The organism is Paenibacillus sp. RC67, assembly GCF_030020805.1.
Taxonomy (GTDB): Bacteria; Bacillota; Bacilli; order Paenibacillales; family NBRC-103111; genus Paenibacillus_S.
In genome coordinates this window covers 4,367,420-4,390,121 of sequence record NZ_CP125098.1, presented here as the reverse complement: position 1 = coordinate 4,390,121, position 22,702 = coordinate 4,367,420, and the positions used below count along the sequence as shown (strand labels likewise).

General features: G+C 46.7%; 18 protein-coding genes and 1 pseudogene. 18 read left to right on the top strand and 1 reads right to left on the bottom strand.

What is annotated here, in order from left to right:
* The first annotated feature begins 6 nt into the window (after window positions 1-6).
* The 18 genes and pseudogenes from QMA13_RS19945 to QMA13_RS19860 all read left to right on the top strand — a co-directional run bounded on the left by QMA13_RS19945 (window position 7) and on the right by QMA13_RS19860 (window position 21,711).
* Complete coding sequence (locus QMA13_RS19945) at window positions 7-882, top strand: ABC transporter ATP-binding protein (protein WP_282935501.1); 876 nt, start codon at window positions 7-9, stop codon at window positions 880-882.
* A gap of 142 nt (window positions 883-1,024) precedes the next feature.
* On the top strand, window positions 1,025-2,038 hold the full coding sequence (locus tag QMA13_RS19940; RefSeq protein ID WP_282935500.1) for an ABC transporter substrate-binding protein: 1,014 nt from the start codon (window positions 1,025-1,027) through the stop codon (window positions 2,036-2,038).
* 45 nt (window positions 2,039-2,083) lie between these two features.
* Window positions 2,084-2,863, top strand: a pseudogene (locus tag QMA13_RS19935) (ABC transporter ATP-binding protein); the annotation flags it as partial.
* A 3-nt stretch (window positions 2,864-2,866) separates the two neighbouring features.
* Window positions 2,867-3,718 carry an ABC transporter permease gene (locus QMA13_RS19930; RefSeq protein ID WP_282943457.1) on the top strand — a complete coding sequence of 284 codons (852 nt, stop codon included), beginning with the start codon at window positions 2,867-2,869 and terminating at the stop codon, window positions 3,716-3,718.
* A 152-nt stretch (window positions 3,719-3,870) separates the two neighbouring features.
* On the top strand, window positions 3,871-4,851 hold the full coding sequence (locus QMA13_RS19925) for an aromatic acid exporter family protein (RefSeq protein WP_282935499.1): 981 nt from the start codon (window positions 3,871-3,873) through the stop codon (window positions 4,849-4,851).
* 106 nt (window positions 4,852-4,957) lie between these two features.
* Window positions 4,958-5,524: an outer spore coat protein CotE gene (locus QMA13_RS19920; RefSeq protein WP_282935498.1), complete on the top strand. Its 567-nt coding sequence runs from the start codon at window positions 4,958-4,960 to the stop codon at window positions 5,522-5,524.
* A gap of 143 nt (window positions 5,525-5,667) precedes the next feature.
* Window positions 5,668-7,107, top strand: a complete 1,440-nt coding sequence (locus QMA13_RS19915) for a putative amidoligase domain-containing protein (RefSeq protein ID WP_282935497.1) — start codon at window positions 5,668-5,670, stop codon at window positions 7,105-7,107.
* A 73-nt stretch (window positions 7,108-7,180) separates the two neighbouring features.
* Complete coding sequence (gene mutS, locus QMA13_RS19910; protein WP_282935496.1) at window positions 7,181-9,949, top strand: DNA mismatch repair protein MutS; 2,769 nt, start codon at window positions 7,181-7,183, stop codon at window positions 9,947-9,949.
* Between the two features lie 42 nt (window positions 9,950-9,991).
* Entirely contained in the window at window positions 9,992-11,446 is a 1,455-nt protein-coding gene (locus tag QMA13_RS19905) for a S41 family peptidase (protein WP_282935495.1), read from the top strand.
* Window positions 11,447-11,451: 5 nt separating this feature from the next.
* Entirely contained in the window at window positions 11,452-13,530 is a 2,079-nt protein-coding gene (gene mutL, locus QMA13_RS19900) for a DNA mismatch repair endonuclease MutL (protein ID WP_282935494.1), read from the top strand.
* Window positions 13,531-14,328 carry a class I SAM-dependent methyltransferase gene (locus tag QMA13_RS19895; RefSeq protein WP_282935493.1) on the top strand — a complete coding sequence of 266 codons (798 nt, stop codon included), beginning with the start codon at window positions 13,531-13,533 and terminating at the stop codon, window positions 14,326-14,328.
* Window positions 14,325-15,293, top strand: coding sequence for a tRNA (adenosine(37)-N6)-dimethylallyltransferase MiaA (miaA, locus tag QMA13_RS19890; protein WP_282935492.1), 969 nt, complete (start codon window positions 14,325-14,327; stop codon window positions 15,291-15,293). Before QMA13_RS19895 ends, miaA begins: the two co-directional genes overlap by 4 nt.
* Window positions 15,294-15,304: 11 nt before the next feature.
* Entirely contained in the window at window positions 15,305-15,544 is a 240-nt protein-coding gene (hfq, locus tag QMA13_RS19885) for an RNA chaperone Hfq (RefSeq protein ID WP_028548519.1), read from the top strand.
* 238 nt (window positions 15,545-15,782) lie between these two features.
* A complete protein-coding gene (locus QMA13_RS19880) occupies window positions 15,783-18,545 on the top strand; it encodes a transglycosylase domain-containing protein (protein ID WP_282935491.1) in 2,763 nt (920 codons plus the stop codon).
* A 161-nt stretch (window positions 18,546-18,706) separates the two neighbouring features.
* A complete protein-coding gene (locus QMA13_RS19875) occupies window positions 18,707-19,411 on the top strand; it encodes a peptidylprolyl isomerase (RefSeq protein WP_282935490.1) in 705 nt (234 codons plus the stop codon).
* Window positions 19,412-19,613: 202 nt separating this feature from the next.
* Window positions 19,614-20,576 (top strand): ADP-ribosylglycohydrolase family protein, encoded by a 963-nt coding sequence (locus tag QMA13_RS19870; RefSeq protein ID WP_282935489.1) that lies wholly within the window; start codon window positions 19,614-19,616, stop codon window positions 20,574-20,576.
* The gene (locus QMA13_RS19865) at window positions 20,576-20,968 is read left to right on the top strand and encodes a VOC family protein (RefSeq protein WP_282943454.1); all 393 of its coding nucleotides are present in this window, start codon (window positions 20,576-20,578) and stop codon (window positions 20,966-20,968) included. The genes QMA13_RS19870 and QMA13_RS19865 overlap by 1 nt, the downstream gene beginning before the upstream one ends.
* A 2-nt stretch (window positions 20,969-20,970) precedes the next feature.
* Complete coding sequence (locus QMA13_RS19860; protein WP_282935488.1) at window positions 20,971-21,711, top strand: YdcF family protein; 741 nt, start codon at window positions 20,971-20,973, stop codon at window positions 21,709-21,711.
* Here the strand turns inward: QMA13_RS19860 and QMA13_RS19855 are convergent.
* Window positions 21,664-22,458, bottom strand: coding sequence for a GNAT family N-acetyltransferase (locus tag QMA13_RS19855; RefSeq protein WP_282935487.1), 795 nt, complete (start codon window positions 22,456-22,458; stop codon window positions 21,664-21,666). The two genes, QMA13_RS19860 and QMA13_RS19855, sit on opposite strands and share 48 nt — an antisense overlap.
* Between the last annotated feature and the right edge of the window lie 244 nt (window positions 22,459-22,702).

The window sequence follows — 22,702 nt, the reverse complement described above, 5'->3', positions numbered from 1 at the left end:
CTTCGGATGCACGCTTTGGAAGCCAAAGGCTTGAGCTTATCCTATGGAACAGTACCTATATTTAAAGATTTGAGTGTGAACATTCCAAAGGGAGAAATCACAGTGCTCATCGGCAGTAACGGTTGTGGCAAATCCACTTTGCTGCGTTCTCTTGCCCGACTGCTAAACCCGCAGAAAGGAACCATTGTCCTCGATGGGCATGAATTGGCAAAGCTACCTACTAGAGAAATCGCTAAGCGTTTAGCGATTTTGCCGCAAGGGCCTTCGGCTCCCGAAGGGCTTACTGTACTGCAGTTGGTCAAGCAAGGGCGCTATCCTTACCAAAGTTGGCTCCAGCAATGGTCTCAAGAGGATGAGCGAATGGTACGCATGGCCTTGGAAGAAACTGGAATGACGGAATATAGCGAACGTACGGTGGACTCTTTATCTGGTGGACAGCGTCAAAGAGCTTGGATTGCCATGACGTTGGCCCAAGGAACGGATACGGTTCTGCTGGATGAGCCTACAACATATTTGGATTTGACGCATCAGGTCGAAGTGCTGGATCTGTTGTATGAATTGAATGAGAAAGAAAACCGGACCGTGGTAATGGTCCTTCACGATATTAACCTGGCTTGCCGTTATGCGCATCATATGATTGCCGTGAAGAACGGAGCGATCTGGGCACAAGGAAAACCGGAGGATATCGTAACAGAAGGGATGATCAAAGGGGTATTCGATCTGGAGTGCCAAGTATTAAAGGATCCATTCTACGGTACTCCGCTATGCATCCCTTACGGCAAAGGAAGAACCGTTGGGCTTGAACCGGCCGTATCAGAATCGACTGGCAAGCAGCCAACTACAAATAATCGAACAGAATCACGCGTCCCCACGACTGCCTAGCACTGCTAGTTAGGTTATGGAACGATGAAAGAACCGTCTGACTCTTTAACGAGAGTACAGGCGGTTCTTTCTGTTTTTAACCTTTTTCTGGGCTATTGCATAGACTATCGAATCAAAGAACACAGATGGAGGGACTTGCTTTATGAGTAAGAAAAGATGGTATGCAGCATTAGCCATTCTGCTGGCCGCAGCATTGACAGTGACTGCCTGCGGACCTAAGAAGACAGAGGAGGTAACGAAGGTACGGATTGGTGAGGTTACGAGATCCATCTTCTATGCTCCGGAGTATGTAGCAATAGCTAAAGGCTTTTTTAAAGAGCAAGGACTGGAAGTAGATTTGACAACTACATCTGGTGGCGACAAGACCATGACGACGCTGCTCTCCGGGGGGATTGATGTAGCGTTGGTTGGATCGGAAACCTCGATTTATGTTCAGCAGCAAGGGAGCGGAGATCCCGTTATCAATTTTGCCCAATTGACACAGACAGATGGGACCTTCCTGGTAGCTCGTAAGCCGCAAACGGGTACTTTTGACTGGAACACCTTGAAGGGCAAAACGTTCTTAGGACAGCGCAAAGGCGGCATGCCGCAAATGGCCGGTGAATTCACTTTGAAAAAACATGGCATCAATCCGCAAAAGGATCTCAACCTTATCCAAAATGTTGATTTTGCTAATATTCCTACGGCTTTCGCATCAGGAACGGGTGAATATGTACAGTTATTTGAGCCTCAGGCAACCGTCATTGAAAAAGAAGGCAAAGGCTACGTCATTGCTTCCTTCGGCGTAGAAAGCGGCAGACTGCCTTACACCGTCTTTATGGCGAAAAAGAGCTTTATCGATAAAAACACGAATACGATTCAGAAGTTTACAAATGCCGTTCAAAAAGCACAAAATTGGGTGCAAACAGCAAGCGTCGATGAAATCACAGATACGATAGCTTCCTTTTTCCAAGATACGGATAAACAAATTATTCAGGGTGTTGTAAAGCGCTATAAGGATCAAGGCTCATTCGCAACGGATGGGATTATCGACGAGCAGGAATGGAACAACTTGCAGGATGTTATGGAGGCGGCTGGTGAGCTGAAGCAGCGTGCGGATTACAAAGCGCTAGTTAACAATCAGTTTGCCGAAAAAGCGAAACAATCAGTGAAATAATCATGTTTCTAATACAAATCGTTGAACCGAGGGGAGGGTTTCGATATGCAAGCCGTTGTGGAGCTTGATGGGCTATCTCATGTATATGTGAACGGACGCGGCGCAACAATGGCTCTTCAGCAAATAAGCCTGCATGTGAATCAAGGAGAATTCGTGAGCTTGATCGGCCCCAGCGGCTGCGGGAAAACAACGCTGCTGTCGCTGATAAGCGGTTTGCTGACGCCTACACAGGGGAGTGTACGCATTTCAGGAGAGTGGATTAAGCAGCCATCACCTAAGGTAGGATACATGCTGCAGCAGGACTACTTATTTCCGTGGCGCACGATTTATGAGAATGCCTCTATCGGTCTGGAATTAATGGGGAAGCGGGATGCAGCATCCAAAGCACTTGTTCTTGAGCTGCTTCATGATATGGGATTATCGGATTACGCAGAAAGCTATCCGCAGCAATTATCAGGGGGAATGAGACAGCGTGTGGCTCTAGTTCGTACGTTAGCAACAGAACCCGATATTTTGCTGCTTGATGAGCCATTCTCCGCTCTCGACTACCAAACGAAGCTGCAGTTAGAAGATCTTGTAGCGGTGACGCTGAGATCGCGTAATAAGACGGCTGTATTGGTTACACATGATATTTCGGAGGCTATTGCTATGAGTGATCGGATTATTGTGATGCAGCCTCGACCTGGGAGAATTCGGGCTGAAGTTGATGTGCCACAGTCGATACGGTTGGCATTGCCTCTGAAGGCAAGAGAAGAAGCCGGATTCCATGATTTGTTCCATCTCTTATGGGGACAATTCGACGATATGGATGCAGATAGGGGGGGACGAATGAATGATCTGACACCGTTGAATCATTCACAGAACTATGCCCATGACGAGCATCTGACGAAACAGGAGTTCGAACGGTATAAAGCGCGGGAACGAAGAACAACACATCAAGTCCGAATCACACAATGGACCATCTTGCTATTGTTTATGGGATGGTGGGAGGCAGCTGGCCGACTTCAGTGGATCGATACATTATTGTTCAGTTATCCGAGCCGAATCGGTGTTCTTCTATACACCAAATTAGTTGATGGTTCACTTCTCCTGCATGTGGGGGTTACCTTGTGGGAAACGATAGCGGGCTTTTTGCTGGGAACGCTGTTCGGAACGGCCATTGCAACTTTAATTTGGTGGTCGCCTTTCCTGTCGAGGGTATTGGATCCGTATATCGTTGTTTTGAACAGTTTGCCTAAAGTTGCCTTAGGCCCATTATTTATTGTAGCGCTCGGACCCGGGGTGCTATCCATTATTGCAACGACCTTATCTATAACGGTTATTATTACGATTCTTACCGTGTATGGAAGCTTTAAAGAAGTGGATCCGAATTATACAAAAGTGATTCGCATCTTCGGGGGCAATAAACGTAAGGTGTATCAGAATGTTATTTTACCTGCTTCCTACCCGACGATTGTATCTACTCTTAAGGTGAATGTCGGTCTGTCTTGGGTTGGAGTGATCGTGGGAGAATTTTTGGTATCCAAAGAAGGTCTAGGTTACCTTATTATTTATGGTTTCCAGGTGTTTAACTTCACATTAGTTATCGGCAGCGTTATTATCATAGCCATAGCTGCAACGGTGATGTACCAAGGTGTCGCTTATTTGGAAGGTAAGCTGATAGGGAACAAGCGCCGTTAATTATTTGTAAAGCTTCGAAAGAAGCTTTTTCTTTATCTCGCTATTGTACAAGCAGTGATATGAAAAGTACGGGTAATTTTGCCGATGATGGGGAAAACGATAAGAGAACCATAACAATATTTAAATCGCATATGCTAAAAGAGAGGTTTTCTATGGGAATCCGTGTCATCAAAACGGCTTTGGCCGTACTTGCTTCGATCTATTTGGCCCAATGGTTCGGGATTCGTTCGCCACTTTCTGCTGGTTTACTGGCGATTCTAGGCGTTGATGTGACAAAGAAGAAAGGTTTGCGAACCTCCTTTCAACGAATTGCCGCATCTCTGGTTAGTGTTACTTTATCAGCTATATTATTCGGCGTATTAGGGTTTGAAATATGGGTCATCAGCCTATGTATCCTCATTCTTTATCCTCTGCTTGTCCGTTTACGTTTGAAAGATGGAGTCGTAACGAGCTCGGTCGTCATGTTTCATATTTTTATGGCTAAGCCGATTACGATTGAATTGATTTTAAATGAAGTGGCTTTATTGCTGATTGGATTGGGAACCGCAACGGTCATTAACATTGTGTATATGCCTCGGGAGGATAAGCAGCTGCTCGAAATAAGGGAGAAGCTGGAGGAGTGCTTATCGCACATTTTTGTGCAACTATCAATTCATTTGAAGGATACCGAGTACATATGGAGCGGCAGAGAGCTGCTGGAGGCTCAAGATTTGTTAGAGAGAGGGCTGGAAGCGGCATATCGTTCGATGGAAAATTCGCTTTTTCAAGAAGAATCTCTATGGATATCCTATTTCATCATGCGTAAGCAGCAGATGGATTCTATTGACCGGATGATCCAACTGGTGGCTCAAGTGTACCAAACATTGCCTCATGGAGAGCTGCTAGCTAATGTTCTCGAACGTTTAAGCGAAGATGTTAAAGTAGAATATTATACAGGCCGCTCCGAGAAGGCATTAGAGTTGTTGATAGGTAGCTATAGACAAATGGCGCTGCCTCACACCCGTGAGGAATTTGAAGTGCGTTCGGCGCTGCTGCAGCTTATGATGGAGCTCAAAGCTTTCCTTGACATAGCCAAGCGGGAGAAAAAGCAAAAACACGCCAAAACTTCGAAGACGGCGCAGACTCAAACATAATATGAAAATGAATAAAATCTCGAAAAAGAGAGAAAAGTTTTTGTCACCCTAGACGAATGTCCTGCATACAATTGTAATGAATGATTGTATGGAGGAGGTTGAAAAGATGTCATTAGATAAAGATTTGCATTACAGAGAGATCTATACGAAGGCTGTTTGCGGCAAAGGACGTAAATTTTCGCAAGTAACGAACACTGTCACTCCGCCTCATGCTCCGACGAGTATTTTGGGTGCTTGGATTATCAACAACCAATATGACGCGGTGAAGTCAGGAGATCAAGTGGAAGTAGTGGGTACTTACGACATCAATATTTGGTATTCGTATGACAAAAATACCAAAACCGATGTTGCGAAAGAAACGATCTCTTATGTTGAAGCAGTAGGGCTTTCTTATCTTGATAAGAAGCACAGACCGTCGACCGCCGAAGTTACAGCAGCTGCCACTCAAGAACCGAACTGCGTAGAGGCGAGTATCTCTTCTAGCGGTGACAGTGTCATTATCCGCGTGGAACGCGAATTCAAAGTCGAAATGATCGCAGAAACGAAAATCTGGGTTGTGGTGAACCCTCATGGCAGCGATGATTTCGATGACAAATCCGTAGACTTCGACGATGCTGAGGACGGCGACTTTGAAGATCTTGATCCTGATTTCTTGGATGACGATTTGAACTGATTTCTAATTTCATTATATGTAGCTTAAGTTCATTTCGGCAGAGGGCGTCAGCCCTCTTTTTTGTTTCAATGGTTGTTCGCCTGAAAAATAGGCATTTGCTTCGTGGATGACATGGGTATATCTAGGATGGGGGGCTGCTTATCGTGCGCGTATTTTTACTTCATTCCAATGAACCGACTTTACAAATGCTTCTGGATCGAGTTGATGTTCCGCATGGAACGCGATTGGCAGCTCCTTTGGAGAAAACATGCATCATCCATTGGGGCTGCTTCCATACGGAGAAATCGGATCCACTTGCCATTCAACCTGTAAAATGTATGCTGCGGGCTTCTAACTCTCGAAAAGCAGCGGAGTTATTACAGCTTCACGGTATTCGTATGGTGATCGAAGGAGAGTCAGAGCTGCCGCGGTTTACTTATGAGTTTCTCATTCCAGTGTTTCATCTTCAAGCGTTGTCTCTTTTTCAAAAAACGAAGGGCATTTTTTTCGGTACTCCTCATCCACTGCACCAACAACAGGAATCAGATTTTGCTGAGGTGGTGAGTGAAACATCTTCATACCATGCGATGAGAGCAAAGCGCGAAGCCATTAAAAGCATTTATGCTCTAGGGTTGGATTATGGTGTAGTAAGAGTGGGGGTCCGCCCCGGAGGTGAATTGAATGTCCTAGAAGTGTCGGCAGTACCAAAGCTGACAGAAAAACTTGCGGAGCTGTTTGCTGATGCCATCAATCGGTTTGCAAAGGAATTGGATGATGAGACAAAACAGCCCGTGGAGGAAGTGACGTTGGGTGCGGATCCCGAGTTTTTACTGCTCAATCCACAAGGCAAGGTCATTTTTGCATCGAAATTTATGGACAAAGAAGGACCCGTCGGATGTGATTCCATAGTGCTTCCCAATTTTCGTAAAATCTATCCCTTGGCAGAGCTGCGTCCGCAGCCAAGCAAAGATGTGAGGCAGATGATCGTGAACTTGCATCGAACGATGCAACTGGCTTCCAGGAGTATTAATGATGGAACGCTGCAGTGGGTAGCTGGAGGGATGCCGGTAAAAGGGTTTCCGCTTGGCGGGCACGTCCATTTTAGCGGTATCAGATTGAGCAGTGAGCTGCTGAGAGTCTTAGACAATTATTTAGCGCTGCCGCTAATTTTACTTGAAGATGAAACGACGGGTGGGAGAAAGCCGAAATACGGCTTCTTGGGCGATTTTCGCAGGCAGCGCCACGGAGGCTTTGAATACCGTGTATTACCTAGCTGGATGATCTCTCCGACAGTGGCGAAGGGGGTGTTGGCACTCTCCAAGCTCATAGCTGACCATTATCACCAGCTCCAGGCAAGACCGCTTTCGGAGCCCGATCTGCAGGAAGCCTACTACAAAGGGGATAAATCACGCATTCGGCCATTGCTCCCCGGGCTGTGGAGTGACCTTATGAGGCTGCCAGCCTACCGTAATTATGAGTCCTACATAGCACCGCTTAAATCACTGCTGTTAAAGATGCAAGCATGGAATGAACAGGAGGATATTCGGCGTAAATGGAAAATAGGGCCTTTTCATAGAAAAGAAGAATCGTCTACTAATTCATGATATAATAGGGAACATACCAATAGAAGTTGTATAAATTATGCAAGTAGATATGAAGTAGCATGGAGGAACGAGCATGGTCAAATACACGCCGATGATTGAGCAGTACCTAGCCATCAAGGCGGAGGTGCAGGACGCTTTTTTATTTTTTCGCTTAGGCGATTTTTATGAAATGTTTTTTGAAGATGCTGTGAATGCCTCCAAGGAACTTGAAATTACGCTGACCGGAAGGGAAGGGGGAGCCGAGGAGCGCATTCCTATGTGCGGCATTCCCTATCATTCGGCAGATAACTATATAGCCCGTTTGATAGAGAAAGGGTACAAGGTTGCCATTTGCGAGCAGGTCGAGGACCCGTCCCAAGCCAAAGGGGTAGTTAGACGCGAAATTGTTCGTATCGTTACGCCCGGAACCGTTATGGATTCGCGGCTGCTTGGAGAAACGAGCAACAATTACATGGTATCCGTCACGGAGACGAGAGCTGGAATGTATGGCTTTGCTGCTTGCGATATCTCCACGGGGGAGCTATTTGTTACCCGTTTGGAAGGAACGCTGGCGCTGGTTGCCGATGAAATGAACGTATATCATCCATCAGAGCTGTTGGGGACCCCAGAGCTATTGACGCAGCTTAAAGAACATACCTCATCCATTTTAGGAAACTCCATGGTAATAACACCAAGAGAGAGTAAGGTACATAGTGATTTTCAACTGAGCGATTTTTTTGCCGATAATGAGCTGACTGGCCTTCATTCAGAGGGGCAGTCTTCCGTTGAGCAATTGATGCAGTATTTGCAGGAAACGCAAAAGAGGTCACTTGTACATATTAAGCACATCCGAGTATATGAGCCGAATCAATATATGATTATGGACCCTTTCACGCGCCGGAACCTGGAATTGGTCGAGACCGTTCGGGACCGTGCTAAGAAAGGTACGCTGCTATGGCTGTTGGATAAGACCATTACGGCTATGGGCGGACGCTTACTGCGCAGGTGGATCGAGAAGCCCCTCATGAGCGAATCTTCTATTCAGGAACGTCTGGAAGCCGTTGATAAGCTGTATCATCAATTGATTGTGCGCGATGAGTTGAAGCAGTCGTTGAAAGAGGTATACGATTTGGAGCGTCTTGTGGCGCGAATCTCGTATGGAAGTGCGAACGCCAGGGATCTGATCGCCTTGAAGGCGTCGCTTCAGCAAGTACCTAATCTTAAGCAGATATGTGAGATGTCGGGTTCATCAACGCTTGCGAAGCTGACTGCGAGAATCGATCCATGTCAAGACGTAATGTCCTGGATTGATGAGGCCATAACGGAAGAACCACCGGTCTCGGTTAGGGATGGCGGCATGATAAAGGCCGGTTATCACGACTATTTGGATCAGCTCCGAGAGGCGAGCACGAACGGTAAGCGATGGATTGCCGAGCTGGAAAGACAGGAACGCGAACGGACTGGCGTAAGGTCGCTTAAGATCGGTTATAACAAAGTTTTCGGTTACTATATCGAGGTTACGAAAGCGAACCTGTCTTCCTTGGAGGAAGGACGTTATGAGCGCAAGCAAACGCTCGCGAATGCAGAACGCTACGTAACGCCGGAGCTGAAGGAGAAGGAAGGACTTATTCTCGAGGCACAAGAGAAAATGGTTGATCTCGAATATGAGCTCTTCATGCAGCTGCGGGACAAGCTATCTGCACATATTTCAAGACTTCAGCAGCTTGCAGAGCTGATCGCCACTGTCGATGTATACCAATCACTTGCCGCGGTGAGTGCAGCTAACCGTTACACTCGACCAGAGATAGGCGACTTTTACGAGCTTCAAATTGAAGACGGCCGCCATCCGGTTGTGGAGGCTGTGATGCAAGACGGCGTCTTTATTGCTAATGATACACGATTAAGCCCGGAAGAAGGTCATATGCTGCTAATTACCGGTCCGAATATGGCGGGGAAAAGCACTTATATGAGGCAGGTTGCCATCATTTGCCTTATGGCTCAAATCGGCTGCTTCGTGCCTGCACGGTCTGCCAAAGTACCGATTCTGGATCGGATTTTCACAAGAATCGGGGCTGCCGATGATTTGATAGGCGGTCAGAGTACCTTTATGGTCGAGATGATGGATATCCAAGTCATGACTGAGAAGGCAACGGACAAAAGCTTGGTTATTATCGACGAGCTTGGCCGTGGCACATCAACTGGAGAGGGTATGGCTATCGCGCAGGCGGTTATTGAATTTTTGCATGATCGTATCGGCTGCAAAACGTTAGTCTCAACCCACTTTCATGAGCTCGCTCATTTGGAGGAAACGCTTGGAAGCCTGCGCAATTGCTGCATGGCGGTTAAGGAAAGCGGACGTCAGGTTACTTTTTTACGCAAGCTCATACCAGGTGCAGCAAGTACAAGCTACGGCATCTACTGCGCCCAAATCGCTGGATTGCCTAATGGCATTATTGATCGTTCCTACGAGCTGCTGCATACCTTTGAAGCTCGTTCAGAGCTGATTCAAGGACATGCTCAAGAATCAGCAGCCACCTCTGAGACAACAAAGCCTGAGTTGGTGCATAGCGAAGTGAAGCTGCTCAAAGAGCGAGCTGCTTCCATAGAACCGACAGTTGATGTAGAGCAAGAACAAGTACCTTCTGCTGGATCGCAAGCAAAGAGAACGGATCAAGTGAAGGAAGCCCCTTATGTGCAATTAAGCTTGTTCCAAGAGGCAGAACCGACCAGCGATAAATCGAAGAAAAAATCGGATCCACGTGTGGACCAGATTGCAGAGCAATTGAAAACGGCAGATTTGATGAATATGACGCCAATGATGGCGATGAACTTTTTATTCGAACTGAAAAAGCAATTATCCTAGATGTTGAATCCTAGCTTCATACTTTGAAAGGATGAATTCCTCATGAAAATGATCGGCAACCGATCCATGGTACGGCGCACTGCTGCTGCCCTTATATCTTTAACCTTGTTATTTCCAACAGCGTCTGCTGTATTTGCTGCCGACAAATCGGATGCCGATACGGCACGTCTTAAGGAAGTGCTTGATCTTCTAGAACAAAATCATGTCAGCGCTCCAACGAAACAGAAGCTGACCGATGTAGCGATCGAATCCATGGTAGAGTCGTTAAATGATCCGTATACCATTTATTTTACAGCTGATGAATTGAAGCAATTTCAGAACACCTTGGAAAACAACTATGTAGGTATCGGGGTCCGCGTCCGTGCTGAAGATAATAACGCTTATGTGACGGAAGTGTTTGATGGTCCAGCCAAGAAAGCAGGAATGCTTCCGGGTGACAGAATAACGGCTGTTAACGGTGAAACTGCGGAAGGCTTGAAGCTGGATGACGTAACCAAGAAAATCATGGGGCCAGAAGGTTCAGCTGTATCCGTCACCGTTGAACGCAACAAACAATCCTTGGTGCTCGATATGACAAGACAAACGATTCAAGTCCCGGTTGTTACCCATAAACGATTCGACCAAGGTGTCGGCTATATTCGAGTGACCAGCTTTTCAAGCGAGGCCGACGAGCAGACCGCAGAGCAGTTGGCTGATTTGAAAAAGCAGGGAATTAACAGCCTGATCTTGGATCTGCGCGATAATCCGGGAGGCTTGGTAGAAACTGCGGAAAATATGGCCAAGCTGTTCGTTAAGGAAGGCGTACTGATCCATACCAAGGACAAAAACAATGTGGATGTGCCTGTAACGTTTTCTAATGGAACGACACAGTCTTTTCCTTTATACATTTTGGTGAATGAATACAGTGCCAGCGCTTCTGAGGTGCTGACGGGAGCTCTACAAGATTACAATATTGTTGCCAAGGTAATCGGTAAGAAGACTTACGGAAAAGGAAGTGTACAGTCCGTATTTCCACTTGCCAATGGCGGTGCGTTGAAAGTCACGATCGAGGAATACTTGACGCCGAAGCTGCGCAAAGTGAACAAAGTCGGCTTGAATCCAGATTTGGAAGTGGATGGAGAGGTGCCGCAGCTCATTACAGCGCTTCACGAGGCGGGTCAAAGCAAGGTGAATGTAGAACTAAGTAAACAAGGCGTTTCTATTAATCAGATAGCTGTAGAAGACAGCTTCGACGTTGTTCGTTCCAATGGAGAGCTCTATGTACCTTCCAGACTGTTGAGCGCTCTCTTAGGAGGCTCCATTCAATGGAATGCCGAACAGCAGGCTGTTGAGGTGGCGCTGAACGATACGAAACATGCTTATACTACGACAGACGGATCGTTGCTGCTCCAAAACGGATCAAGTTATTTGAATGTGAGTCGAGTGAAACAGGATTTCGCGGAGCTGAACTGGTCCGATAACGATGGACAGGTGGATCTAAGCGTATCTAAGGGGTAATCGCTATGGGTATAATAAAAATTTTGGATGAGCATATTGCCAACCAGATCGCTGCTGGTGAAGTGGTGGAAAGACCCTCTTCGGTCGTGAAGGAATTGGTGGAAAATGCGATTGATGCAGGAAGCACAAGGATCGATGTGACTATAGAAGAAGGTGGACTTGAGCTGATTCGCGTTACCGATAACGGCTCAGGAATGGAGAGAGACGACTGCGAGGTCGCTTTCTTCCGCCATGCAACGAGTAAGATTGCAAACAGTCAGGATTTGTTCTCGATCCGAACGCTCGGCTTCAGAGGCGAAGCATTGCCAAGTATCGCGGCTGTATCTAAGGTTACCTGCGTTACATCCACCGAGTCGACCGGACTTGGCTATCGGATGGTCATCGAGGGTGGTACGGTCAAAGAATTCGAGGACACAGCTTCACCAAGAGGCACGGATATTCAGGTTAGAGAGTTGTTCTTTAATACGCCTGCCCGATTAAAATACATGAAGACGATTCAAACCGAGCTCGGACATGTCTCCGATTTCATTTATAGATTGAGTCTGGCCCATCCGGAAATTGCGTTTACTCTGAAGCATAACGGAAGTCAGTTGATTCAGACTCTTGGCAATGGCGACATGCTTCAGGTCATAGCCGCTATATATGGGACGGCAGTAGCTAAAAATATGCTCCCCATTGAGGGTGAGCATCTGGATTACTCCATAAGAGGCTTTATTGGTAAACCAGAGACGACACGTGCTAATCGTAACGGCATCTCCACGGTCATCAACGGGCGGTATATCCGGAATTACACGTTGATTCATGCCTTGCTGCAGGGATACCATACTCTGCTGCCAATCAACCGTTATCCGATTGCTGCATTTCATATCCAAACAGACCCTACGCTTGTGGATGTGAATGTTCATCCTGCAAAGCTGGAAGTTCGATTCAGCAAAGAGCAGGAGCTTATTCAATTCGTGGAGCAGCAAGTTCGCCAAGTATTGAACAAGCAGGTTCTTATTCCATCTGCAGCCTCTGCAAACAAGCTCAAGAAAGAGGCATTTGTACAGGAACAGATGGAGCTGTATCGCCCCTCATCTTCTCCGTCGATGCCCCCAGCGTCACCAAATGGGGCTTCCGGAATAGTTGAAAGTAATGGGATATCCCAAAAGCAATCAACTGAAGCATGGAAGACAAGTAACGCGTTTGATAAGGAAGACAGAAGACAGAGCTATAATACTCCTTCTTTCACGGAACGAAGTGCTCTTAGAAACGATATGTCCTCAGAACGGCTGGATAGTCGTGGAGACAGCTTTAGAGCTGGGAGACCTTCAAGTACAGCCGGTAGTTATCAGGATGCCAACAATGGATTCTCGCGCAATCAGACATCCCAACGAGTGGATGGTGCAGATTATCGTGATCGTGACAAAGAACGAACAGCTAAGGAGCAAGCGGCTGCAAGTGCTGCGCTCCTTCGTTCCATTGCGGCAGATGAAGAGCATGAGGCACCTTCGCTTCCAGCATTTCCTAAGCTATATGCTATCGGGCAAATGCACGGTACGTATATTGTAGCTCAGAATGAGGAAGGTTTGTTTTTAATCGATCAGCATGCCGCGCACGAGCGGATTAACTATGAATATTATTACGAGAAATTCGGGAAACCCGCGGAAGCCAGTCAAGAGCTGCTAGTGCCTATTACATTGGAGTTTACCCCTTCAGAGGCTGAGCGGCTAAAGGAAAAGGTTCCAATATTGGAACAAGCAGGAGTTTATTTGGAGCCGTTTGGTGGTAATGATTATTTGGTCAGAGCATATCCGCATTGGTTTCCAGTTGGAGATGAGCGTGCTCTCGTTGAGGAAATGACCGAGTGGCTGCTGTCTGAACGGAAATCCATTGATCTTGGAAAACTGCGTGAAAAGGCAGCCATCATGTGTTCATGTAAGGCGTCAATCAAAGCTAATCAAAGCTTGAGTACGCTGGAAATTGAAGTGCTGCTTGACCGGTTGGCAGGCTGCAGAAATCCGTATACTTGCCCTCATGGTCGTCCCATTGTTATCAGCTTCTCCACCTACGAGCTGGAAAAAATGTTTAAGCGGGTGATGTAGGTGCTGATTACAACATCTTATGATCCACGACAAGATCAACTGGAGCTTGCACGCCAGCTCCTGAACCAGCTTCAGCAGACGCAGGGGGTAACGGGACATCATAGAATCGTGCCCAGGGCACGGTATTCACTGCCCCAGCTGAGGGAGCATTATAAAGAAATGGATATCCTGCTTGTATCCAGAGAGCGAATAGAGTATTATCATGAACAGCAGCCTGCAATGTTTTTTCATCCCAGCACGGCAGCTATACGAATTAAACGACTCCTTAACGGGGAACAGGATACCTTGATGCAGTTTGCACAAGTTCAATCCGGTGATTCAGTGTTGGATTGTACAGCCGGTCTTGGGTCCGATTCCATTGTATTTTCATTTGCTGTTGGCGAATCAGGAAAGGTGACTGCGTTGGAAAGCAGTCCGCTTCAGTGCCTACTGCTGGAACATGGCTTGGGTTCTTATGAGTCTGATATTGCCGGGATGACAGAGGCTATGCGGCGTATCCGCACATTTCAGGCAGATCATCTCACCTTTTTACAGCAGCAGGAAGACCGATCGTTTGATGTCGTTTACTTCGATCCGATGTTCCGCAAGCCCATTCATGAATCAAGCTCCATCAGATCGATTCGGGGACTTGCAGATCCAAGACCTCTTTCCGAGCAAGCGGTGACTGAAGCTTTAAGAGTCGCTCGCAGGACGGTCGTCATGAAGGAACATCGGGACAGCGGTGAGTTCGCAAGATTAGGATTTAATGAAATGCACCGCTCAACAACGAAAATTGCTTACGGAGTGATACGATTGTGACAGAGGCTTTGGTTAAGCCCAGGCTGCTCGTCCTTGTTGGACCGACTGCGGTTGGCAAGACGAAGCTTAGTCTTAAGCTGGCATCCGAGTACGGAGCCGAAATCATCTCAGGGGATTCTATGCAAGTGTATCGTGGGATGGATATCGGCACGGCCAAAGTGACGCCAGAGGAACAAAATGGAATACCGCATCATCTGATCGATATACATGATCCGGATCATCCTTTCTCGGTTGCGGAATTTCAAGAAAGGTCCAGAGGGCTGATTAATGATATCCACAATAGGGGGAAATTGCCTTTTATAGTTGGAGGCACCGGACTTTACGTTGAATCCGTGTGCTATGACTATCAATTTAGTGAAGTCGGGTCGGATGATGAGTTTCGAGAAGAGCAGCGCGTATATGCCGAACAGCAAGGGAATGAAGCGTTGTGGGAAAGGCTGCGTGAGGTTGATCAGGAATCAGCTCAAAGGCTGCATCCTAACGACCAGCGTCGAATCATTAGGGCTTTGGAAGTATTTCACTTAACAGGCGAGAGACTTTCGGAGCAATTAAAGGTACAGAAAAAACAGTCTCCTTACGAACTATGTATCGTCGGGTTGACAATGGACAGAGCTTTACTATATAAACGTATTGAAGAGCGTATCGATCTCATGATGGAGCAGGGCCTGTTGGAAGAGGTGCAGCGCCTTCGAGACAAAGGTTACGGAATGCAGCACATCTCGATGCAGGGACTCGGCTACAAGGAGATTTTAGGCTATTTGGAGGGGGCAATGACCCTGGAAGAGGCGGTTATTCAGCTGAAGCAGGATACCCGAAGATTCGCCAAACGCCAGCTCTCATGGTTTCGCCACATGAAGGATATCGAGTGGGTGGACGTCAGTAATCTGGAAAATTTTTCTGCCCACTTGGATCAGATTCATGCTATAATAGCAGATAAGCTAAAAATCGAACGTCAATTTATTTGAGGGGGCCCATGATGAATAAATCGATCAATATTCAAGACACATTTTTGAACCAGCTGCGCAAGGAAAATATCCCAGTTACTGTCTACTTGACAAATGGGTTTCAAATTCGCGGAATCATCCGTGCGTTCGATAATTTCACCATCATCATTGATAGCGAAGGCCGCCAGCAGATGGTTTACAAACATGCAATTTCAACTTTTACCCCACAGCGTTCCGTTTCATTGATGCAGGATAACAACGCCGAAGGCTAGAAGCCTAATAAAGGTGGAGGCCAGGACGTTGCGCAACATTTCGGCTCTATGAACCGTCTAATTTAATAACGTCCATAAGAGCAACCCGTGATGTTTGGGTTGTTCTTTTATTACCACATCCAAAGATTAGCTTTATAGAGACAAAAGAGGTGACGGAGAGAGATGTCTGCTGCGAAAAAAACACCAACGGGGAAACCTAAAAAAAGAAAAAAATAAGTTTAGTGCTGGAAAAGCTTTGATGTTCACGTTTATCGCTGCTGTATTAGCTCTGATATGTGCTCTGGGCGTATATATCTTTATCATTATTAATGGTGACAGGCTGCTTAAGGAAAATATTGATAAGCTGGATATGGATGAAGCCTCACACATCTATGATGTATCTGGAACTGAGATAGCGACTTTATCAAGGGAGAACCGTGAAGTTGTGCAGCCGGAGGAAATTCCTCAGAAGCTGAAGGAGGCATTTATTGCGACGGAGGACCGGCGCTTCGGTCAGCATTCCGGGATAGATTTCATGGGTATTGGACGTGCCCTTGTGAAGGACGTCGTAGCAAGGAGCGCGGTAGAGGGCGGAAGCACGATCACACAGCAGTTAGCCAAGAACGTATTTTTATCGAGCAATAAAACGTTTTTCCGTAAAGCGACGGAAATGTCGATTGCCGTTGCATTGGAAAATAATTTTTCCAAGGACGAAATATTGACCAAGTATCTGAACCGTATTTTCTTCGGGAACCGGGCTTTCGGTGTGAAAGTGGCGGCCAAAAAATATTTTAATGTGTCTGACTTAAGCAAGTTGGAAATATGGCAAATGGCGACACTTGCAGCCATACCGAAGGCGCCAAGCACTTATAATCCGATATCGAATCCGGAAAAATCCAAGGAACGCCGCAGCGTAGTATTAAAGCTGATGCAGGATCAAGGTTATATTACTGAGGCTGAACGTCTTAAAGCGGAGGCGGTTGAATATGTCCCTCCACAAACGACTACGAACAACAGCAATGACTATTTGACGTTTACGGATTATGTATTGGGTGAAGCGAACGATGTTTACGGTCTATCTGAGGATGACGTGCTGACCAATGGTTACAAAATTTATACGACCATGGATTCTACAGCGCAAAAAGTGATGGAACAGACGTTTGCGAATGATAAGTTTTTCCAAAAGGATGGCCCAGAACAAAAAATGCAAGGGGCCATGGCTATCATCAATAACGAGGATGGCGGTCTCGTAGGCATCATCGGGGGGAGAGGCTATGTAGCCCGAGGCTTGAACAGGGCAACGATACCTCAACAGCCGGGTTCCTCAATTAAGCCTATCGTTGCATATGCTCCAGCAATTGAGAGCGGCAAATATACGCCTTACAGCATGCTGCAAGATAAGGAAGTCTCCTATAGCGGCTATTCTCCGCGAAATTATGACGGAGTCTATCGTGGGCAAGTGACGATGTTTGATGCGGTTAAGCTATCGATGAATGCCCCAGCCATATGGCTTCTGAACGAGCTTCCCGTTAAGAAAGGTATGGATTTCGCTATAAATATGGGAATACCGCTCGATCCGGTAAAGGATAGAAACCTAGCGATAGCACTGGGCGGATTGACTAAAGGAGCAAGCCCGGTTCAGATGGCGACGGCCTATGCTGCATTCGGCAACAATGGTTATCTGAACAAAACACATTCGATTGTAAAAATTCAGAATGATAAGGGCGAAGACTTATTCACGTTCAAACAAGAAAAGAAATCTGTCATGAGTCCGAAGACAGCTTACTATATGACACAGCTCTTGGAAGGCGTTGTGGGACCTGGAGGAACAGGAGCATCGGCCAAGTTCGATCGTCCTTTGGCTGGGAAAACCGGTTCAACGCAAAACGTTATCAAAGGGCTTGAGAAATACAACCGCGATCTGTGGTTCACGGGATATACTCCGGAGTGGAGTGCGGCGGTATGGATCGGCTTCGACAAAGCGGATGCAAAGCATTATGTTACGATGAGCAGCGGTACGCCGGCTGTTATTTTCAAAGAAGTCATGCAAAAGGCATTGGCTAAAAAGCCAATGACGCAATTTAAAAAGCCGGATAACGTGCCGGAATTGGGAGCACCGCCTAAAGCTATTGGTGACTTGAAGGCGGAGTATGACAAAGATGCTCGATCCGTCATGCTGAGCTGGACTGGCGTCGGTGACAATGTGTCTTATCAGATTTTCCGCAAGGAAGACAAGGACAAGGATTTCCCTGCCGAGCCGATGCTGATGACGCAGTATACCCAAGTGAAGGACATTTCGAAGCCGGGAACGACTTATCAATATGTTGTTGTTCCACTTAATCCGGAAAGCGGATCTGCCGGAGCGCAATCCAATATGGCTACCGTGGTAGTCCCTGGTGATAATAATGTGGATGGTTTGGGTCAAGGACAGCAGAACGGTCAAGGCCAAGGCAATCAGGGTCCTAACGGTAACCAAGGCCAGAACGGAAATCAAGGTCAAACAGGTAAACCCGGTCAAAACGGCAACGGCAACGGTAACAGTAATGACGGAAGAGGACCAAATGGCGGGACCGTAGGCGGGAATAGTAATTCAGGCCAAAATGGAAATGGTGGTACCCAAGGCCAAGGAAGCGGTCAAGGTCAAGGAAATAACAATGGGAATACGAACCAAGGCCAGGGCCAAGGTAACAATGGCAGCCCGCAGGGCTCAACCGGACAACAGCCGGGCGGGACAGGGAAGCCCGGCGGTAACAACAGCGGTGCCGGAGGAACCGGCACCGGAACGGGCACAGGCACCGGATCGCAAGGCTCCGGTGCGGGAAATCCCGCTGCCCCAGGCACGGGCAGCGGAAGCGGAGGCACAACAGGGGGCAACGCCCCTGTTACGCCTCCGCCGGGGGCGGGCGCGCAAGGCGCTACCCCGCCGCAAGGCAGCGGCACCGGCAATGGTGCCGGGCTTGGCAGCACCGACGCGGCTGTGGCTACGCCACCGCCAAGCGGTGCTGCATCAGGCACGCGCTGACCGTGCGTGCCATACAAAAAAAGCGAGCCGCATGGTGCGGCTCTCCAACATCAACCTCCAAGAGTCCATCTTGGAGGTTTTGTTAATATTTGGCCAGTCGTAGTATAATAGTGGATATGGACTTGTCCATAAATTACACGTATGGAGTTGAATGATGGAACATGAAAGCATCACTAACAGCTAAGATCACAAAATGGGCTTCCGTAGCCGTAGTATGTACGCTATTACTTTCGGCATGCGGTACCAAACCGGCACCAGATCAAGGGAAGACGAACGGTAGCCAGCCTTCCGCGAGCCAACCGCCTGCAAGCCAAGCAACACCTCAGCCTCAGGGTAAGAAAAGCTGGTCTTCCCCACCGGAAATGAAGATTGACCAAAACAAAACGTACCAAGCTACGGTTACGACATCTCAAGGAACTTTCAAAATTGACTTATTTGCCAAAGAGGCTCCTAAAACCGTCAATAACTTTGTATTCTTATCCAAAGAGGGCTTTTACAACGATGTTGTGTTCCACCGTATTATTAAGTCCTTTATGATTCAAACCGGAGACCCTGAAGGAACTGGACGTGGAGGTCCTGGATACAAATTTGAGGACGAGCTGAAGACAACCTACCAATACGAACCAGGCATTGTAGCTATGGCTAATGCAGGTCCGAATACGAACGGAAGTCAATTCTTCATTTGCACGGGGGAAGACAGCAAGGGCTTGAACAAGATGCCGAATTATACGATCTTCGGTAAAGTTTCCGAAGGTATGGATGTCGTTCAGAAAATTGCATCCACACCGGTTGAATCCAATGGATCCGAAGTAAGTAAACCGAAGGAAAAAGTGACGATTCAAGCTGTAACGATTACCGAAAAATAATTGAATCTTTTATTTTTTTGTACACGGATAGGGCATTCCATTCGATTTGATGAATAGCTATAAAATATAGCTGTTGATTTGCAAACATACTCATAGTAATACTATCAGCGTGGAAGGGATTCCGCGCTGTATTTTTTCAAGCGGTTTATTATAAAGCTGTTTAAATTCCTGAGCTTCTAGTAGGATGAAAGGAGTGAATGACGTGACCTCATTAATAACTAAAACGGATAGATATCAAGGGTGCTTATTTGGACTAGCGGTAGGAGATGCCTTGGGAACAACACTTGAATTTCAGTCCCCCGGCAGCTTTGAGCCCATTCACGACATGATAGGTGGTGGCCCCTTCCAGTTAGAGGCAGGACAATGGACAGACGATACATCCATGGCGCTATGTTTGGCGGAAAGCTTGCTGCACTGTCGAATGTTTCATCCACTAGATCAAATACAGCGCTATGTCCGGTGGTATCGCGATGGATATATGAGCTCCACAGGTATCTGCTTCGACATCGGGAATACGGTGAGAGCGGCACTGGAGCGGTTTGAGCAGACACTGGAGCCTTTTAGCGGTTCGATTAAACGAATGGCTGCAGGTAATGGTGCGTTGATGCGATTAGCACCGGTTCCGATGTATTTTGCTGAATATCCGGAAGAAGCGATTTTTCGTTCAGGAGACAGCTCCTTAACGACTCACGGTAACGTCCTGTCGGTTGACGCTTGCCGATATTATGGAGGCTTGATAGTTGGGGCCCTACAGGGAAGGGCAAAGGATGAGCTTTTGTCTTATTGTTTTTCACCGGTTGATGGTTATTGGGAACAGCATATTCTCGTCCCGGAAATCGAGATGGTTGCAGCAGGGTCCTATAAGTCCAAACAGCCTCCAGAAATTAAAGGAACGGGTTATGTCGTAGATGCACTGGAAGCAGCACTGTGGGCTTTCTATCGCAGCAACAGCTTTGAGGAAGGCTGTATCATGGCTGTTAACCTGGGAGACGATGCGGACACGACAGGAGCCATTTATGGTCAACTGGCAGGGGCCTATTACGGTGTTCATAGTATTCCTACCGATTGGCTGAACAAGCTTACGATGAAATCCTACATAGAACAAACCGCGGTCGGGTTAATGCAAGCATCCGAGAGTTATGTTCGTCGAGAGCATGCACTATGATACCTGCAATTGGCTTTAACCACATCACATTAAAAGTAAATCATTTGGAGTCCTCTCTAGCGTTCTATGTGGACGTACTCGGAATGAAGCTCGTGCATCGCGGCGCGACGGATGTGTATTTAGAATGGGGCGATGCGTGGATATGCTTGTTGGAGCGTCCTCATGATAAAGTGGATCGTACAGAGTCAAGCGGAATGGATCATTTGGCTTTCTCGATAGCAGAGTCTGATTTTTCTGAAGCAGTACAAACTCTGCAGCGAGCAAACATCCCTATAGTCAGAGGTCCAATATCTCGAGGCGGGGGTTGGAGCATTAATTTTCTCGATCCTGATGGGACGGAGCTTGAGCTTTTTACAGGAACATTGGCGGATAGGATGAAGGTGTGGAAATAAGCATGAAGGCAAAGGTAAAAAAGAAACGAAGTTCATTTACGAGAATAAAAATATTCTTTGGTCGTTTATTCAGGTTTGTCCTTGCAGTATGTATTCTTGGCTTGATGTGGACCGTCTATTTGCTCTGGGAAATGGAATCCTTTCCTGACAATCCGCAGGCTCGAGGAGATGTCGGCATTGTGCTGGGCGCAGCTTTATGGCAGGATGCCCCCAGTCCCGCGTTGAAAGAAAGGCTCAACCGAGCCGTGGAGCTGTACCGATCAGGACAAATTCCCCGAATTATGGTTTCAGGTGGATTGGACACGGTCTACTCCAAGCTCACTGAAGCTGAAGGCATGAGAAACTATTTGTTAGAACAAGGTATTCCTGATTCTGCGATTGTGATGGAAAAGAAGTCTACCAGCACTTATGAAAATTTATTGTACTGTCAAACGTTGCTTGAAGAACAGGGATGGCATTCCTCTGTCATTATTACCCACAGATATCATGCGGTCAGGGCAATGGATATCGCACAGTTTTTAGGGTACGAACAAACAACAGCTTCGCCGATGGATAGCACGGTCCTAATGATGTCATGGCACAAAAGCCGCGAGACATTAGCTTGGACCAAGTGGGAATTGGATAAGCTGCTCCTTAAGCTTGGACTCGAATCAAAGCCGATGGATTCTTCCGCTGTAAAAGCGGGGTTCATCGGTTTATTTATTAGCCACATAGGGTTCTCTTCGGTAATGGTATTTATATAAAGGGATGAAGCCTGAGCTTTCGTACAGCCGGATAGCAGGCATATTGCCGTCTACCACTTGCAAATACATGCTGTTTGCCCCTTGCTCTGCGCTCCAGCATGCCAGCAGATGTAGAAGGCTGCGACCTACTCCTTGACCGCGCAGTGTTGGATGAACAACAACATTAATGATACCTGCCCAACCTTCCTCCACGACCGAAGTGCCAAGGGCTGCATTCTGATTGTCTTTATAAAGGGTTAAGAAGCCTTTTAACGGCTTTATGTATGTGAATAGACGGTCATAGAACGTTATTTTATCAGATTCAAACATTTCTGCTTGCATAAATTGACTGAGCCATGTCTCGTCATGTTCTCCTTGCAGATGAAAGGGGAAGGGATGCTCTTCATAAGCTTTCCGCGTATGTTCAATGACCTGCTTAGTATCTGCAATGAAGACCGTACTCTCACTCTCTTTAACAAAGCCTCGCATCTCTAACTGCGTATCCAAACCATCTGGAGAAACCTCGCTTATCTGAACAATGACAGGCAATCCCTTATCTCTGTAAAAGAGCTGGACATCTTCCATCCAGGATGAATGGTTAGTCATGACTCCACCTGTTGAGGTCCATATACTGTTGGCTCTCTTCGTTATACCGTCCGATACCCGAATTTTCCAATCAGAGTAATGATAAGTTGCATCAGCCGGCCAAGTGTTGAAAGCTAACTGTTCGATTTGTAAAATAAGCTGTTTTCGTGCATCTAAAGTCAATATTTCTCACTCCTAACATCATACTTTAATATGATAAAAATACAATATAATGTATAAATATACAATCAATATTAAATCCTAGTCAACTAAATTCTTTGTAATACAATAATTATAATCATAGCCTCAAGTAAGGAGTGGACATGGTATAATATGGTATATGTTTTATCCTTTGATTTCTTGTTTCGATCGTAAAGATGAGTATACTTCTATGATTCAGATCATAAATGGTATTAATATTTAATCA